The organism is Streptomyces sp. NBC_00536, from assembly GCF_036346295.1.
Lineage (GTDB): Bacteria > Actinomycetota > Actinomycetes > Streptomycetales > Streptomycetaceae > Streptomyces.
The window spans coordinates 5,015,966-5,031,404 of sequence record NZ_CP107819.1; the positions used below are offsets into that span (position 1 = coordinate 5,015,966).

Below are 15,439 nucleotides of genomic sequence, written 5' to 3' on the forward strand. Positions count from 1 at the left end.
CCCCGGTTCTTACGACGTGTAACTACACGATGCCGCGCGGGCGTGGATAGTTGCGGACGCTCCCGGGATGTTGCGCACTTGTGACCGGAGGCCGCTGCGGTGACGTTTTACCAGGCGCGCCCCCGTCCCTTCCACGAAGGAGTCCGGGCCATGGCGCACACCGAACGACCCCATACCGAACCGCCCCACACCGAACGGCCCCACACCGAGAGCGGGCTGCCGATCGAGCCCGTGTACGGGCCCGAGGCCCTGGCGGGGTGGGATCCGGCGGAGCGCCTCGGTGAACCCGGCGCCTACCCGTTCACCCGGGGGGTATACCCCACGATGTACACCGGCAGGCCCTGGACGATGCGCCAGTACGCCGGATTCGGCACCGCCGCCGAGTCGAACGCCCGCTACCGGCAGCTGATCGCCGACGGCACCACCGGCCTCTCCGTCGCCTTCGACCTGCCCACCCAGATGGGGCTCGACTCCGACGCGCCGCTCGCGCGCGGCGAAGTCGGCAAGGTCGGGGTCGCCGTCGACTCCGTCGAGGACATGCGGGTGCTCTTCGACGGGATCCCGCTCGACCGGGTTTCCACCTCGATGACCATCAACGCGCCCGCCGCGCTCCTGCTGCTGATGTACCAGCTGGTCGCCGAGGAGCAGGGCATCGCGGCCGACCGGCTGACCGGGACCGTACAGAACGACGTGCTCAAGGAGTACATCGCGCGGGGGACCTACATCTTCCCGCCCGGGCCCTCGCTGCGGCTGACCGCCGACACCTTCCGCTACTGCGCGGACGAGGTCCCCCGCTGGAACACCATCTCCATCTCCGGCTACCACATGGCCGAAGCGGGGGCCTCGCCCGCGCAGGAGATCGCCTTCACCCTCGCCGACGGCATCGCGTACGTCCGTACGGCCATCGGGGCCGGGATGGACGTCGACGCCTTCGCGCCCCGGCTGTCGTTCTTCTTCGTCGCCCGCACCACCCTGCTGGAGGAGGTGGCCAAATTCCGGGCCGCCCGGCGGATGTGGGCGCGGATCATGCGCGAGGAGTTCGGCGCCCGGGACCCGAAATCGCTGATGCTGCGCTTCCACACCCAGACCGCCGGGGTGCAGCTGACCGCGCAGCAGCCGGAGGTGAACCTGGTGCGGGTCGCCGTCCAGGGGCTGGCGGCGGTCCTCGGCGGCACGCAGTCGCTCCACACGAACGCCTACGACGAGGCGATCGCGCTGCCGACGGCGAAATCGGCCCGGCTCGCACTGCGTACCCAGCAGGTCCTCGCGTACGAGACGGACATCGCGCACACCGTCGACCCCTTCGCCGGGTCGTACGTCGTCGAGCGGATGACGGACGACCTGGAGGCGGCGGCCGCGGCCCTGCTCGGGCGGATCGAAGACCTGGGCGGGGCGGTCGCCGCCATCGAGCGGGGCTTCCAGAAGGGCGAGATCGAACACAACGCCTACCGCATCGCGCGCGAGACCGACAGCGCCGAACGGGTGGTGGTGGGCCTCAATCGCTACGCGCTGGACGAGGAGGAACCGTACGAGCCGCTGCGGGTGGACCCGGCGCTCGAAGCCGCCCAGTGCGAGCGCCTCGCCCGGCTGCGGGCCGGGCGGGACCAGGAGGCGGTGGACACGGCGCTGGCCCGGCTGCGGGAGGCGGCGGCGGGCCGGGCGAACGTCCTGTACCCGATGAAGGAGGCGCTGCGGGCCCGGGCCACGGTGGGGGAGGTGTGCGACGAGCTGCGGGAGGTCTGGGGGCGCCATGTTCCGGCCACCGGGTTTTGAGACAGTCGACTCTGAGCCACACCAGTCTGAGACACTCCGGACATGTATGGCGTCATAGACCTCCCGACCTACCTCGCCGGCCTCGCACTGATCATCCTGCTGCCCGGCCCGAACTCCCTGTACGTCCTGTCCGTGGCCGCCCGGCGCGGCGTACGGACCGGGTACAAGGCCGCCGCCGGGGTGTGGACCGGGGACACCGTGCTGATGACGCTGGCGGCGCTGGGGGCGGCCTCGCTCCTCCAGACCAGCCCGGTGGTCTTCGGCGTGGTGAAGCTGCTGGGGGCCGGGTACCTGTCGTGGCTGGCCGTGGGGATGCTGCGGGGGGCCTGGGCGCTGTGGCGGGCGCGGGGCGCGGAGCCGGAGGCGGAATCGTCCCCCGCGCCGTCCGATCCCTCGGGTCCGGAACGCCCGTACCGCCGTGCGCTGCTGATCAGCCTGCTCAACCCGAAGGCCATCCTTTTCCTGATGTCCTTCTTCGTGCAGTTCGTGGACCCGGCGTACCCCTACCGCGGCCTGTCGTTCCTGCTCCTCGGCTCGCTCCTCCAGCTGGGCAGCTTCCTGTACCTCACGGCGCTGATCTTCGGCGGGACCCGCCTCGCGGCGGCCTTCACCCGACGCCGCCGGCTCTCGGCCGGCGCCACCTCCATGGCCGGAGTCCTCTTCCTCGGGTTCGCCGCGAAACTCGCCACGAGCTGACGGCGGCAGCGGTTCGTTCAGCCGGAGGGCTTATCCGCTTGTGTCTCCAGTAGGGGGAGACAGCAAGGTGGAGCACATGAACGGTGACGCGCTCTACGCGATTGGTGACCTTGCCCGGCGAACCGGGCTGACGGTGAAGACCATTCGGTTCTACTCCGACGCGGGGATCGTGCCGCCGACCGACCGAAGCCCGGCCGGCTACCGGCTCTACGACATCGACGCCGTCGCACGTCTCGATCTCGTGCGCACCCTGCGCGACCTCGGGCTGGATCTTTCCGCCATCAGGAAGGTCCTCGACCGGGAAGTCTCCGTCCCCGAGATGGCTTCGGCGCACGCCGATGCCCTGGACGTGCAGATTCGTACGCTCCGTCTGCGTCGATCCGTGCTGAGAGCGGTGGCCAAGCGTGTCCCTACACCCGAGGAGTTGGATCTCATGCACAAACTCGCCAAGCTCTCCGACAGCGAACGGCAGCGGCTGGTGACCGACTTCATCGATGACACCTTCGGTGGCCTCGACGCCAACCCGGAGTTCGTCGCCATGATGCGGTCGGCCATGCCCCAACTCCCCGACGATCCGGAGCCCGAGCAGGTCGAGGCATGGGTCGAACTCGGAGAACTCTGCCAGGACACGGACTTCCGGGCCGCCGTCCGGAAGATGGCCGAACACCAGGCATCGGAGCGGGCGCAGGGCGACACGACCGGCCTGCACCACGATCTGACCACTGCGGTGCGCGAGCAGGTCGGGGAAGCTCTCGCGGCACGAATCCAGCCGACGTCCGAGCAGGCGGCGCCCATCGTCGATTCCCTCGCCAGTCTCTATGCCGAGACCTTCGGCCGCGCCGACGATCCCGACCTGCGGCAGTGGCTCGTCACCCGGTTGGAGACCGGCGCGGACCCCAGAGCGGAACGCTACTGGCAGCTCCTGTCGACCATCAACGGCTGGCCGGTGCCGCCCACTCTCGCACCGGTCTTCAGCTGGTTCATCACCGCCCTGCGCACCCAGCTGAGCCGCTAGCCCGCCACCCGGCCGCGGGCCCTTCCACCAGGAGCATCCCGATGCTGCCCACTGCTGCGGCAGCACGCTCGGGACGGCAGGTCAGACTGCTGGCCAGCCGTCCAGGGAGACCTGCGCCCCGTTGTTGAGGTAGTGGTGGAGGGCAGCGGCCGTAGAGTCGACGAAGGCATCGGGGATGGCGGTGGCGTCGACCCAACGGACCTGGGAGTGCTTGCGGGGTTCGCGGGTTTCCGGTTCGCCGGTCCATTCGTGGGTGGCGAAGACGACCGTGAGGAAGCCGTTCGGGGCTTCGACGCCCCAGGCGCCGTGGATGATGTGGGCGACCTTGAGGGACTCCGGCTTCACCGTGAGGCCCGTTTCCTCGTAAAGCTCACGGACCGCGGTCTCGGTGATGGGCTCGCCCGGTTCGCTCTTGCCGACCGGCAGGTCCCATTTGCCCTGGGCGAACTTGGCGTTCTCGCCGCGCTGGAGGAGCACGACGCGGTTGGCGGCCTGGTCGTGGGCGATGACGCCCGCGACCAGCTGATCATTCGAGCGTGAGTGAGGACGCCAGGGGAAATCGGGCTGCTTGGCCTCGGTGCCCCTTACCCACGCGGGTTCGGGCGCCTCAGGCGAGGGCCTCGCGGGCGCGGCGGGCGAGATCGGCGGCGCCGGGGACGCGGCGGCGCTGGTAGACCGCCAGGGTGGGGCGGATCGAGGTGATCGCTTTATGGGCGCGGTTGGACGTCATGCCGTCCATGAGGCTGAGCGCTTGGCCCCAGGCAGCCACCGCTTCGTCAGCACGGGCCTGGGCGGCAAGGCTGTCACCGAGGTCGGCGTACGTGAGGACGTGCACGCGTTTGAACTTGACCGGGTCCCAACGGGTGAGGGCGTCGCGGTGCTGCTGTTCCGTGCCGATGAAGTCCCTCATCTCGGTCAGCGCCTTGGCTGTATGGCTGGCGACGGTGCCCGCAGCTGGACCGCTCAGGAGGGAGTAACTGACCTGTGGGCCGTCCTCGCGGAGGAGCGCGTCCTCTGCGGCGAGCAGGGCGCGGCTGGCCGAAGCCTTCTCGTCGACGGCCGCGCAGGCGCGGGCATGCGTGATGTGGAGCAGCGCCTCGGTCTGTCCGTCGACGTGTCCGAGTCCACGCGCAAGGGCACCTTCAACAAGATCGACGCAGTGGTGAGGCTGCCTGAGTTTGAGGGCCTGGTGGGCCAAAGAACGCATCATCCAGGCAGCATGACCGTGCGGATCAGCCTCGCAGGCGAGCTGGTAGCCCACGTGGTAATAGCTCTGGGCAGCGCCCTGCTGACCCAGGTCGTGGTGTTTCCACCCGGCCAGGTACGCGAGTTCGGCGACGGCTCCGAAGGCGGCCTGGCGTAACGACTCCGAAGGAAAACGTCCGCGGAGCATCGGGGCCGCTGTGTCGGCAAGGAAGGCGGTGACCGAGGTCAGGCCGTGGCCGCCGCCGAGGCGCTCGTCGGCGGCGCTGAATGCTGTGGTGATGTGCCGTACGACGTCGATGTCCTCGGCTCCGACGAGGGAGCGGCCGGTGCGAGCGCGGAGCACACGGGCGGTGGCCTCGTGGTCGTGGAGGAGCGGCATGGCGACGCCGGCTGTGGTGAAGGCCGCGATGGCGAGGAAGCGGCGGCGTTCGACGTCCGCGCGGCCCAGGCCTGTGACCGTCTCGACCGGGTCACCGGACATGGCGGGCTCCTCGTCGGGTGGCTGAAGGCCGATCTCGGTCCGGGTGACGACGCGTCCCAGCCGACGCGAGAGGGCTTCGGCGAGGTATTGGCCTGCCCGGCCTGACGGGGCGCGCGTGCCGTTTGCCCAGTGGGAGATGGCCGACTTGTTGGTCTGGAGAAGTTCACCGTTCTCAGCCGCGATCCGGCGTACGTCCTTGGCCAGTGCCTCGTACGTACATCCGGCAGCGTGAATGGTGTCGCACAGGCGGGAGTTGGGGTCGTTCGACGCTGGCACGTTCCTCCGTCCCCGAGCTGTAAACCGCGTATACCGCTTGGTCTCGGTCACACCGTACCCACTCTCCGTAGCGGACGGTTCACTTATCGATAGCTGCCCCACTCTCGGGCCGGGCGGCCCCCAAGTTCCGTACGCCCCAACGGGCTCGGGCATTCCCATGCCCCGGCCCGGACGATCAGAGACGGAGACACGGTGACCACCATCGACACCGCGACCATCACGGTCGAGCTGCCCGACGCCTTCGACCCGCGCTGGAGCCGACTGCCCGGCATCCAGGTGGACGGCCGACGCATCACCATCGACCCGGTCGAGTACTTCTTCCGCTTCGAGTCCAACACCTGGCTCGTCGCCGACTGGGAGCTGGTCAAGTCCCAGCTCCTCGACGTGGACGAGACGACCGAGAGCGCGGTCGAGCAGCTCGCGCTCGACTTCATCAAGAACCACGGCGAATCCACTACGGATGCCGCCCGCGTGCTGGCGACGGCGTACGGGGTCTACTCGTACCTCTTCCGCGAGGAGCACTTGGCCAGCCTCGGCCTGCCGCAGATCACAGCCGACCACCTGCGCATGCTGCGCGAGGCGGCCACGCTGATGGCGCTCAACAAGGTCGAGCTGGACGGGCACATCTCCAACGTCGGCCCGTGCTGGTTCTTCCCGGCCGCCACTTCCGTCGTCTTCGACCTGGACGACGAGATGGGCGGAATGCTGGACGAGGTCTACCACGGCGGCTGGTTCAACGAGCACCGTCGGATCGAGTCCATCAAGGCCCATGCCGCGCTCGGCGGCAGGCTCGTGCACGGCTGCCAGTCCGTGCCGGACCAGACCGGCGGGGTCGTCGCGCCCTACGGTGCCTCGATGGCGAACTTCCGTGACGACCTGGCCGAGTTCAAGGCGGGGTGGATCGAGCAGGTCTACGCCCACCGCGTGACCGCGGCCGAGTAACCCCACCCCCCCGTACGGCTCCGGGGCGGGCTGATCCGCTCGCCCGCCCCGGAGCCCACCAGCTTCTTGGAGTCACCCCCCATGGAACAGAGCCTGACCGCAGCCCTGCTCGACGACCTGTGTGCCCTCGTCGGCAAACCCCTCCCCGAACGTTCCGAGATCCGCGTCTGGGACATGTCCGGCGTCGAACGCGTCACCTTCCCCGACGGTGAGACCGCCGTCTTCAAGTACGCCAAGGAGCCCTTCGACCGCGAGGCCCAGGCCCTGCGGGTGGCCCGCCAGCGCGGGCTGCCGGTCCCCGAGCTCCACGCCACCGCCAAGCGGGACAAGTGGCTCGGGATGCTCATGGACGACCTCGGCACCCCTGTACGCGATGCCGACGACCTGGACGGCGTCGCCGCCGCCGTGATGCTCCACGCCGCCCGCCCGGCAGGAGGCCTGCCTCTCCTCGATGGCGCCGGACTGGCTGCTCTGCCCGGACGCGCCCTCGATCACCTCCAGCGGCTGCGGAAGGCTGACCGGTGGACGGACTGCGACGACATCGAGGCGGCGCTGGGGAGGATCTCCGCATCGGCTGAGGCCCGCGTTCAGGGGGCGACGCTCGACCCCTTCGGCTGGGTCCACTCCGAGTTCCACCCCACGAGCGTCCACATCGGGGAGAACGGCTGGCACCTCCTCGACTTCGCCCGCGCCTTCACCGGCCCCGGCCTGATCGACCTCGCCTCCTACCACGGCACCACGGACACCCCAAGTCCCGGGCGGCTGCGGGTGTTCCTGGAGCAGTACGTCATCGCCGGGGGCCACGAGGACGCCGTCGCCGCCCGGGGCGGCCTGGCCGCCGAGGCGTGGGCTCTGGGCTGGCACCGCATGTGGGCGGTGGAGTGGTTCATGGAGCAGGCCATCCGCTGGATCAACGACCCGGCCAAGGACCCCGCGTACATCCCCGTCGTCCGCCGCCACCTGAACGACGTGGTCCAACTCCTGGAGGTCTAGGTGCTCGCCCGGGTCTCCCCCTGGTACGCCCACGCAGCCCAGCGCATGGCCGCTGCCCCCGCCCACGCCCTCACCGCACCGGCCCGGATGGAATGGAGCACCCATCCGGGCCTCGGCCCCGGCGCGGAACTCCTCGGTCGGGACCTGCGCGGCAAGCGCATCCTGGAGCTGGGCTGCGGCCCCGGCCACAACGTGGCCCACCTCGCCAAGCACCACCAGGCCCGCGTCACCGGTGTGGACCTCGTCGGACTCCAGATTCGCCGCGCCCGGTCTCACTACGGCCACCTCGACGGCGCCACCTTCGCCGCCGGGCATGCGCTGCACCACCTGCAGGCCACCGGCCAGACCTTCGACGTGGTCTACTCCGTCTTCGGTGCCGTCGGCCTCGTCGCCCCGGAGCTGCTGCTCGCTGCCATTTCCCGGCGCCTGGTGCCCGGCGGTGTCCTGGCCTTCTCCGTCCCGCATCCGGCACGGGCCGGAAGACATCCATCCACGGACGACCGTCCGCGCGAGGACTGCGTCACCATGCCCGACCGCACCCGACTGCCCATCGCCCGATGGGAGTTCGATGCCCGACGTTGGGGCTCACACCTCGCGCGTAACGGCCTGCGCATCACCTCGGCGTTGGAGCTGCGTCATCCTCGACGCGACCCGTGGCCGACCACCCTCCTGATCACCGCCCGCAAACGCTGACCCCGGAGGCACCGATGACCTTGCCCTACTTGCTCCTGGACATCGACGGAGTCCTGATCCCGTTCCCGGCGGCAGACGGCGGCACCCCACCCACCCACGTCCGCCACACCGTCCTGCCCACCGGCCGACGCCCCGACGATCCCGTCCCCATCTGGCTCGACCCCAGCCATGGCCCACTGCTCACCGGCCTCCTGGCCAGCGGCCTCTTTACCCCGGTGTGGTGCACGAGCTGGCGCAAAGACGCCACCACGATCATCGGGCCGCTCCTCGGCCTGCCTGACTTCCCCTACCTCGACCTCCCCCGGCCACAGATCACCACCAGCCACCCCAACGGCTACCTCTGGAAACGCGACCACGTCGACCCCTGGCTCGGCAGAGCCCCCGCCGTCTGGATCGACGACGACTTCACCGCCGCCGACCACACCTGGGCCGCCGAACGTACCGCCCTTGGCTACCGAACCCTCCTCGTCCAGCCGGACGCCTACACCGGTCTCCAGCCGAGCCACCTTGCCGAGGTGTGGGAGTGGGCAGGCCTCCCGAACATGGCCCAAGGCGTCAGCGCGTGTAGCGGATCAGGGCTCGGCGGAGGCGGCGGAGGTGGGGGTTGGCGGCCAGGAAGGTGAGGCGGGCCGGGATGCCGCCGGGGAGGGCCAGGGAGGTCAGGCGGCGGCGGGTGAAGTAGCGCCAGGTGTAAGGGGTCAGGTGGGACGCGAGGTACGCCTCGGCCTCGGGGCGTCGGGCCGCCAGGACCTTCGGCTGCATGGTGAAGCCGACCGCTGTGACGAGGGCCGGGAGGGTCGGCAGGTCTGCCACCGCCGTGAGGGGGGAGGCGGGGGACGGCGGTGCCGGGGTTGACCGGGGCGCCAGGTCCGGGATCAGGGCGTCGACCAGGGTCAGGGGGATGCGGTTGCTGTTCTGGTACGGGGTGAGGCGGGCCAGGAGCTGTTCCGTGCCGGTGCGGGCGACGGGGAGGTGGTGGAAGGTTGCGGCTGTGAGGAGGGCCGTGGAGAAGCAGCCCACCACCAGGGCGGGGCGCAGGTGCGTGTAGAGGGTCTCCGCCAGGAGGGTTGGGGGGAGGACGTGGAGGGGGACGCCCAGGCGGGCGGCTTCTTCCTCGGCGCGCCGGGAGTAGCCCGCCGGGGCGCCCGGGTGGGGTTTGAAGAGGAGTCGGCGGTGGCCCCGGTCGTACGCGCCCCGGACCATCGCCGCGTGCAGTTCCTCCTCTTCGGTGGCCGTGAGCAGGTCCAGGGCGGAGAGGTACTGGCCCAGGAGGAGGGCCGGGGGTTCTGCGTGCTGGACCGCGTCCGGGGGCGGGAGTTCCGCCAGGACCTTCAGGAAGGCGGCCGTGGGGATGGTCTGCGCCGGTACGCCGAACTCGGTGAGCAGGAGCGGTTCCAGGCCGGGGACCAGGTCGAGGTGCAGTACGCGCCGTACGCGCATGCCGAGTTGGGGGTCGAGCCGGAAGCGGGTCGGGCCGTAGCTCATCAGCCCGTCGGCGTAGACCTCGATGGCCGCGCCGGGGAAGAGCCGGCACAGCGCCTGGGCCGGGGCGACCTGTATGGATTCGACGTACAGCTCGATCCGGTCGTCGCCCAGGCCCCACAGCGCGCGCAACTGCCGCTCCCACAGCGGTGCGTCCTCGGGGCGCGGGGTCCAGGCGCCGGGGTGGAAGGGGGCGATCGTCTCGTTCCAGTCGATGACCTCGTCGAAGCGCGTGCGCAGGGCGTCGAAGCCCGGCATTGAGGAGAGGGCGGGTGCGACCTCGGGGATCGGGGCGTTGTTGCTGGTGAGGAGGATGCGGTGGACCGATCCGCCCTCCGCCGGGTCGCAGGCGCCTGCGTCCAGGGCCGCGGCGAGGGTGGCCGTTCCGTAGAGGGTGGACGCCAGGAAGATCTGGGTGAGGCCATCAGGCGCAGTGGTCGTCACGCGGATGCCCCCGCTCCGGCGCGGCGGCGCAGCTTGCGGAGCAGGGAAGACCGTTCGGTGTCCATCGAATTCAGCGCCGCGTCCAGCAGTTCCCGTGGCATTCGCCCGAGTGCCCCGGCGCTCATCGAGCGGAGTTTTCTGGCCACGGCCGGTTCGAACCTTTCGATGGAACCCAGGTGGTGGGCGATAATTGCGCAATACGTGCGCACGGCTTTGGGGAGAAGGGCCGCGGATTCATGATCTTCGGCGGTATCCGACAGGACTTGATCGAATGCGCGAATGAAATCGAGCTGCCGTTCGTCGCCGATCTGGGTCAGCGAAGTGGCGATCCCGCGCCGGTAGAAGACCCCCGGCAGCCCGACCGCCGCGAACGACCGCGCCCCGCGGTGCAGCCGCCAGATCCACGGCCGGTCCTCCGCCGTGCGCAGCCCGTCCGTGAAGTGCAGCAGTCCCTGGTCGAGCAGCCGCCGGTGGTACATCCCCGCCCAGGCGTACGGGTAGTCCACCGAGGTGGACCGCCCGGCGGGCAGGATCGCGGTGCGCGGGTCGGCCACCACGCCGTGCGGGCCGTACGGGACGCCCTGCACGAGCCGCTCCCGGCCGGTCACCTGGACGTGGTCGGTGCGGACGAAGTCGCAGTTCAGGGCCTGTATGGCGGCCAGGACGCGGGCCAGGTGGCCGGGCGCCAGCCAGTCGTCGCCGTCCAGGAAGGCCAGGTATTCGCCGCGCGCCGCGTCCAGGCCGGTGTTGCGGGCCGTGGCCAGCCCCCCGTTGCGGTCGCGGCGCAGGTGGACCGCCCCGGGCAGCTCGCGGGCCGCCCGCTCCAGCAGCTCGCCCGTCCCGTCCGTCGAGCAGTCGTCGACGAGGAGGAACTCGATGTCGTCCCGCGCGTTGAGTTCGAGACTTTTCAGGGCGTCGGGCGCGTAGGTCCGCACGTTGTAGAACGGCACGACAACAGAGAGCTTCAGCACCCGGGAGACGCTATGGCGGCGTCCGGCATTCATCATGGACCGGACGGGGATTCCATGTGAACGGCGCACGGCAGCCGCGTTAACCCGCGCGGCTTCGCAATTCGCCGACGGGTTGTTAACCCGCTGTTGTGGGCTCGTTGGGCCGTTCAGCGGAATTGCGGCATAGCTTCTCGGTCGTGCCAGAAAGTCAGCCAGTCAGCCAGCGGGTCGCCGTTCTCGCCGATTCCGATACGCGATGGAAATGGGGCGCGCTCACCGCCCGCCGGCTCGTCCCAGGCCCCTCGGGGGACGGCGCCCCGGGGGACAGCGGGCCAGAGGACGGCGGCCACCTCACCGGATACCTGCTGCGCGGCCGGGCCACGCCCACCGCCCGCCAGCTCGGCGAAGTCGGCGCCCGGGCCGACCGGCTGACCGAGGTGACCTGCGCCGCCTTCCTCGACGAACTGCGGCGCGAGCGCTACGACGTGGTCGTCCTCGCCCTCGTCGGCGGCGCCGTCCAGGCCGTCCTGCACGGGGTGCGCGCCCTGTGGCCCGACCCGGCGGCCCGCCCCGTGTTCGTCACCGGTTACGTCGGCGTCGTCTACGAGAAGCTCGCCGACGGCCTGCTGCTGCGCCACGGCGCCGACCTGGTCCTCGCCAACTCCCGCCACGACGCGGAGCGTTTCCGCGCCGTGTACGAGGGGGTCGGCGCCGACGCCTCCGCCGTCACCGAGACCGCCCTGCCCTTCCTCGGCGGCGCGCCGTACGAACCCGTCGGCGGCGGCCGCGCCCGCACCGTGGTCTTCGCCGCCCAGCCCTCCGTGCCGGAGAGCCGCGCGGAGCGTACGTACCTGCTGGAGCGGGCCGCCGGGCACGCCCGCGCCCACCCCGGCCGGGAGGTCCTGATCAAGCTGCGCAGCCGCCCCGGCGAGCACACCACGCACCTGGAGGAACTCCCGTACCAGCGGCTCGCGGACCGGCTGCCCGCCGGGCTCCCCGCCAACTGCCGCCTCGTGTACGGGAACATGGGGGAGGTCCTGGACCGCACCGACCTGCTCGTGACCGTGTCCTCCACCGCCGCGCTGGAATCCCTGCACCGGGGCATCCCGACCGCCGTCCTCACCGACCTCGGCATCCGCGAGAGCCTCGGCAACCACCACTTCACCGGCTCCGGCTGCCTCGCCTCCTGGGACCAGCTCGACGCTGGGCTGCTGCCCGCCGGGGACCCCCGCTGGCTCGCCGCCCAGGGGGTGCTGGCCGGGCCCGGCGCCTACGACGCGGCCCGCGCCCGGGTCGCGGAACTGGCCGCGCTGCCGCTGCTGGCGCCCCCGGACCCGTACTACACGCTGACCACCGCCCCCGGTTACCTGCCCGGGCTGCTGGCCCGCCACCACCTCGCCCCCGACGGCACTCCGCTGCCCGGCGCCGTCCGGCCCGCCGCCGGGGAGTCCCGGCTGCGCGGCTGGATGCGCGGCCGCATGCGCGAGGCCGCGCGGGGCGCCTACCGGCACGGGGTGCAGCGGGTGGCCCCGGCGATCCGCAGGCTGGGCGAGCTGTGAGGGCGCTGAGGGTGCTCGCCGTGATCCCGGCCCGGGGCGGGTCCAAGGGGGTGCCCGGCAAGAACGTCGCCGAGGTCGCCGGGGTGCCGCTGGTCGGCCGCGCGGTGCGGGCCGCGCTGGGCGCGCCCACCGTCACCGACGTGGTGGTCTCCACCGACTCCGACGAGGTCACCGCCGCCGCGCGGGCCGCGGGGGCCGACGTACTGCGCCGCCCGGCCGCGATCTCCGGGGACACCGCGAGCAGCGAGAGCGCCGTGCTGCACGCCCTGGACTCCTTCGAGGAACTGCACTCGCTCACCGTGGACGTGGTCCTCCTCGTCCAGTGCACGAGCCCCTTCCTGACCGCCGCCGACATCGAGGGGGTCGCCGCCGCCGTGGCGGGCGGGGCCGCCGATTCCGCGCTCACGGTGGCCCCCTTCCACGGCTTCCTGTGGCGCGCCGCGGACTCCGGCGCGGGCACGGGGGTCAACCACGACCCCGCCGTCCGCCCGCGCCGCCAGGACCGGCCCCAGGACCTGCTGGAGACCGGGGCGGCGTACGCGATGGACGCGGCCGGGTTCCGCACCGCCCGGCACCGCTTCTTCGGGCGGGTGCTGCCGGTGCCCACCGACCCGGCCCGGGTGCTGGAGATCGACGATCCCCACGACCTGGCGCGGGCCCGCGCGCTGGCCCCGCTGCTCGACGACGTACCGGGGCCCCGCACCCGAAGCCGGACGCGCACCCGCGTCCGTACGCGGATCCGCTCCGGCCCCGCTCCTGATCCCGGCACTGAATCCGACCCCACCCCCAGCACCGAAGGGCGTCACCTGACATGACCGTCGTCACCCCGAACCCCCGCCTGCGGCAGCTCGGATCGCGCACCGCCGGTCCCGGCCGCCCCGTCTACGTCGTCGGCGAGATCGGCATCAACCACAACGGCGACCTGGACACCGCCCTCGCGCTCGTCGACGCGGCCGCCGACGCGGGCTGCGACGCCGTGAAGTTCCAGAAGCGGACCCCCGAGATCTGCACCCCGCGCGACCAGTGGGACGTCGAACGCGACACCCCCTGGGGCCGGATGAGCTACATCGACTACCGCCACCGGGTGGAGTTCGGCGAGTCGGAGTACCGGGCCATAGACGAGCACTGCGCCGAGCGCGGCATCGACTGGTTCGCCTCCCCGTGGGACACCGAGGCCGTCGCCTTCCTGGAGGGCTTCGGCGTGCCCGCCCACAAGGTGGCCTCCGCCTCGCTCACCGACGACGAACTGCTGCGCGCCGTACGCGCCACCGGCAAGACGGTCGTGCTGTCCACGGGCATGTCCACACCGCGCCAGATCCGGCACGCGGTGGAGGTGCTCGGCAGCGACAACATCCTTCTCTGCCACGCCACTTCGACCTACCCGGCGAAGTCCGAGGAGCTGAACCTGCGGGTGATCAACACCCTCCAGGAGGAGTACCCGAACGTCCCGATCGGCTACTCCGGCCACGAGACGGGCCTGCAGACCACGCTTGCCGCGGTCGCCCTCGGCGCGGCCTTCGTCGAGCGGCACATCACCCTCGACCGCGCGATGTGGGGATCGGACCAGGCGGCCTCCGTCGAGCCCGGCGGCCTGCACCGCCTGGTGCGCGACATCCGCACGATCGAGGCCGCGCTCGGTGACGGGGTCAAGCGGGTCTACGCGTCCGAACTCGCCCCGATGAAGAAGCTCCGCCGGGTCCAGGGCGCCCTGGCCGGGGTCTGACGATCCCGCGCCACCAAAACCGCCAACGCCTCCGACGCCTCCGACGAAGGAGCACGTGATGACCCGTTCCGCCGCCACCCTGGCCCTCATCGAGAGCCCGGTCCAGCTCCTGAACGTGCTGGAGTGGGCCCACGCGAACGACGGCGCCGCCCGCGGCCCGCTGCTCGGCGCCGTCCCGCCCCAGCCGTCCGCCCCCGCCGCCCGCCGGGCTCCGGGCCCCGTGGCGCCGCTGCGGATCGTCGTCCTGCCGCCCACCGACCCCATGTCCCGGGGCCAGCTGCGCCGGATGGCCGGACTGGCGCGCGACGAGGGCCACGAGGTGCGCTGGCAGGAGGCCCGGGGCGGCCGGCTCGCCCCGCTCAAGGCGCTCGCCGCGCTGCTGCGCGAGGTGCGCTCCGCCCGCCGCGTCATCGTCGGCGACCCCTTCTCCCGCTACGTCCAGCTGCTGCTCACCCTGGTCCGCGCGGACGAGCTGGTCGTCGTCGACGACGGCACCGCCACCATGGAGTTCATCGACCGGACCGCGCGCGGCGAACGCCTGGTGCGCTGGCACCGGGCGGGCGGCGGCGGCCTGCCCGGGCGGATCCGCGAGCTGGCGTACGCGCCGGTCTCCGGGGCCGCGCGCCGCCGGTTCACGGCGGCGGCGCGCAAGGGGCGCCGGGTCGAGGTCTTCACTTCCATGCCCGTCACGGCCCCGCCGGGCATGGAGCTGCGGCTGAACGACTTCGGCTGGACCCGCTCGCGGTTCGGCCCGCCCCGGCTGACCAAGGGCACCGACCTGGTGGGCACCTCGCTGGTGGAGACGGGGGTGGTGGACCCGGCCCGCTATCTGGCGGCCGTCCGGGCGCTGGCCCGCGAGCACGGCGCCACCCGCTACTTCGCGCACCGCCGGGAGTCCCCGGACAAGCTGCGGGCGCTGAGCGAGGCGACCGGGCTGGAGATCGTACGTCCGGACCTGCCGCTGGAGCTGATCGCCCGCCGGGGTCCGGTCGGGCGGACCGTGGTCAGCTTCCCCTCGACGGTCGTGCACACCCTGCCGTACGCGCTCGCGGGCACCGGGGTCACGGTGGCGGTCCGGGAGATCGATCCGGCCTGGCTCACCGGGAATGCCTCCCCGCGGGCCCGCGTTTTCCTCGCCGGGGTGGCCGACACCGCCCGTGATGTGCGCAGACTCCCCGCGCAGGCCGCTCAGAGCGCTCGATGAGC

Annotated in this window: 14 protein-coding genes and 1 pseudogene; 11 read left to right on the forward strand and 4 right to left on the reverse strand. The window is 71.8% G+C overall.

Annotation, left to right across the window (positions count from 1 at the left end; genetic code table 11):
• The first annotated feature begins 150 nt into the window (after positions 1-150).
• From OHS33_RS22255 to OHS33_RS22265, 3 genes are all read left to right on the forward strand, one after another.
• On the forward strand, positions 151-1,773 hold the full coding sequence (locus OHS33_RS22255) for an acyl-CoA mutase large subunit family protein (RefSeq protein ID WP_330332154.1): 1,623 nt from the start codon (positions 151-153) through the stop codon (positions 1,771-1,773).
• 42 nt (positions 1,774-1,815) lie between these two features.
• A complete protein-coding gene (gene leuE, locus OHS33_RS22260; RefSeq protein ID WP_330332155.1) occupies positions 1,816-2,469 on the forward strand; it encodes a leucine efflux protein LeuE in 654 nt (217 codons plus the stop codon).
• 76 nt (positions 2,470-2,545) lie between these two features.
• Positions 2,546-3,484 carry a helix-turn-helix domain-containing protein gene (locus OHS33_RS22265; protein WP_330332156.1) on the forward strand — a complete coding sequence of 313 codons (939 nt, stop codon included), beginning with the start codon at positions 2,546-2,548 and terminating at the stop codon, positions 3,482-3,484.
• Between the two features lie 81 nt (positions 3,485-3,565).
• On the opposite strand, the gene OHS33_RS22270 is transcribed toward OHS33_RS22265, so the two are convergent.
• Together OHS33_RS22270 and OHS33_RS22275 are read right to left on the reverse strand one after the other, a co-directional pair.
• A complete protein-coding gene (locus OHS33_RS22270) occupies positions 3,566-4,126 on the reverse strand; it encodes an NUDIX domain-containing protein (protein WP_443065460.1) in 561 nt (186 codons plus the stop codon).
• A complete protein-coding gene (locus tag OHS33_RS22275; protein ID WP_330332157.1) occupies positions 4,092-5,447 on the reverse strand; it encodes a tetratricopeptide repeat protein in 1,356 nt (451 codons plus the stop codon). Before OHS33_RS22275 ends, OHS33_RS22270 begins: the two co-directional genes overlap by 35 nt.
• 192 nt (positions 5,448-5,639) lie before the next feature.
• On the opposite strand from OHS33_RS22275, the gene OHS33_RS22280 reads away from it, so the two are divergent.
• The 4 genes from OHS33_RS22280 to OHS33_RS22295 all read left to right on the forward strand — a co-directional run bounded on the left by OHS33_RS22280 (position 5,640) and on the right by OHS33_RS22295 (position 8,698).
• Positions 5,640-6,389 carry a hypothetical protein gene (locus OHS33_RS22280; protein ID WP_330332158.1) on the forward strand — a complete coding sequence of 250 codons (750 nt, stop codon included), beginning with the start codon at positions 5,640-5,642 and terminating at the stop codon, positions 6,387-6,389.
• 81 nt (positions 6,390-6,470) lie between these two features.
• Positions 6,471-7,382, forward strand: a complete 912-nt coding sequence (locus OHS33_RS22285; RefSeq protein WP_330332159.1) for an aminoglycoside phosphotransferase family protein — start codon at positions 6,471-6,473, stop codon at positions 7,380-7,382.
• Positions 7,383-8,075, forward strand: a complete 693-nt coding sequence (locus OHS33_RS22290; RefSeq protein ID WP_330332160.1) for a class I SAM-dependent methyltransferase — start codon at positions 7,383-7,385, stop codon at positions 8,073-8,075.
• A gap of 14 nt (positions 8,076-8,089) precedes the next feature.
• Complete coding sequence (locus tag OHS33_RS22295) at positions 8,090-8,698, forward strand: HAD domain-containing protein (protein WP_330332161.1); 609 nt, start codon at positions 8,090-8,092, stop codon at positions 8,696-8,698.
• On the opposite strand, the gene OHS33_RS22300 is transcribed toward OHS33_RS22295, so the two are convergent.
• Both OHS33_RS22300 and OHS33_RS22305 read right to left on the reverse strand, forming a co-directional pair.
• Entirely contained in the window at positions 8,631-10,001 is a 1,371-nt protein-coding gene (locus OHS33_RS22300) for a polysialyltransferase family glycosyltransferase (RefSeq protein WP_330332162.1), read from the reverse strand. The genes OHS33_RS22295 and OHS33_RS22300 overlap by 68 nt on opposite strands.
• Positions 9,998-10,972: a glycosyltransferase family 2 protein gene (locus tag OHS33_RS22305; protein ID WP_330332163.1), complete on the reverse strand. Its 975-nt coding sequence runs from the start codon at positions 10,970-10,972 to the stop codon at positions 9,998-10,000. The genes OHS33_RS22300 and OHS33_RS22305 overlap by 4 nt, the downstream gene beginning before the upstream one ends.
• Before the next feature lie 176 nt (positions 10,973-11,148).
• Here OHS33_RS22305 and OHS33_RS22310 point away from each other — a divergent pair, with 176 nt between their 5' ends.
• The 4 genes and pseudogenes from OHS33_RS22310 (at position 11,149) to OHS33_RS22325 (ending at position 15,437) form a co-directional block, all read left to right on the forward strand.
• Entirely contained in the window at positions 11,149-12,510 is a 1,362-nt protein-coding gene (locus OHS33_RS22310) for a DUF6716 putative glycosyltransferase (protein ID WP_330332164.1), read from the forward strand.
• Positions 12,511-12,515: 5 nt separating this feature from the next.
• Positions 12,516-13,205 (forward strand): annotated as a pseudogene (locus tag OHS33_RS22315) (acylneuraminate cytidylyltransferase family protein); the annotation flags it as partial.
• 116 nt (positions 13,206-13,321) lie between these two features.
• Positions 13,322-14,233, forward strand: coding sequence for an N-acetylneuraminate synthase family protein (locus OHS33_RS22320; RefSeq protein ID WP_330332165.1), 912 nt, complete (start codon positions 13,322-13,324; stop codon positions 14,231-14,233).
• Between the two features lie 58 nt (positions 14,234-14,291).
• Positions 14,292-15,437 (forward strand): hypothetical protein, encoded by a 1,146-nt coding sequence (locus OHS33_RS22325; RefSeq protein WP_330332166.1) that lies wholly within the window; start codon positions 14,292-14,294, stop codon positions 15,435-15,437.
• The last annotated feature ends 2 nt before the right edge of the window (positions 15,438-15,439 follow it).

Coding starts and splice junctions, on each gene's coding strand:
- OHS33_RS22255 (WP_330332154.1), top strand. CDS start 151: ATGGCGCACACCGAACGACCCCATACCGAACCGCCCCACACCGAACGG.
- leuE (WP_330332155.1), top strand. CDS start 1,816: ATGTATGGCGTCATAGACCTCCCGACCTACCTCGCCGGCCTCGCACTG.
- OHS33_RS22265 (WP_330332156.1), top strand. CDS start 2,546: ATGAACGGTGACGCGCTCTACGCGATTGGTGACCTTGCCCGGCGAACC.
- OHS33_RS22285 (WP_330332159.1), top strand. CDS start 6,471: ATGGAACAGAGCCTGACCGCAGCCCTGCTCGACGACCTGTGTGCCCTC.
- OHS33_RS22295 (WP_330332161.1), top strand. CDS start 8,090: ATGACCTTGCCCTACTTGCTCCTGGACATCGACGGAGTCCTGATCCCG.
- OHS33_RS22320 (WP_330332165.1), top strand. CDS start 13,322: ATGACCGTCGTCACCCCGAACCCCCGCCTGCGGCAGCTCGGATCGCGC.
- OHS33_RS22325 (WP_330332166.1), top strand. CDS start 14,292: ATGACCCGTTCCGCCGCCACCCTGGCCCTCATCGAGAGCCCGGTCCAG.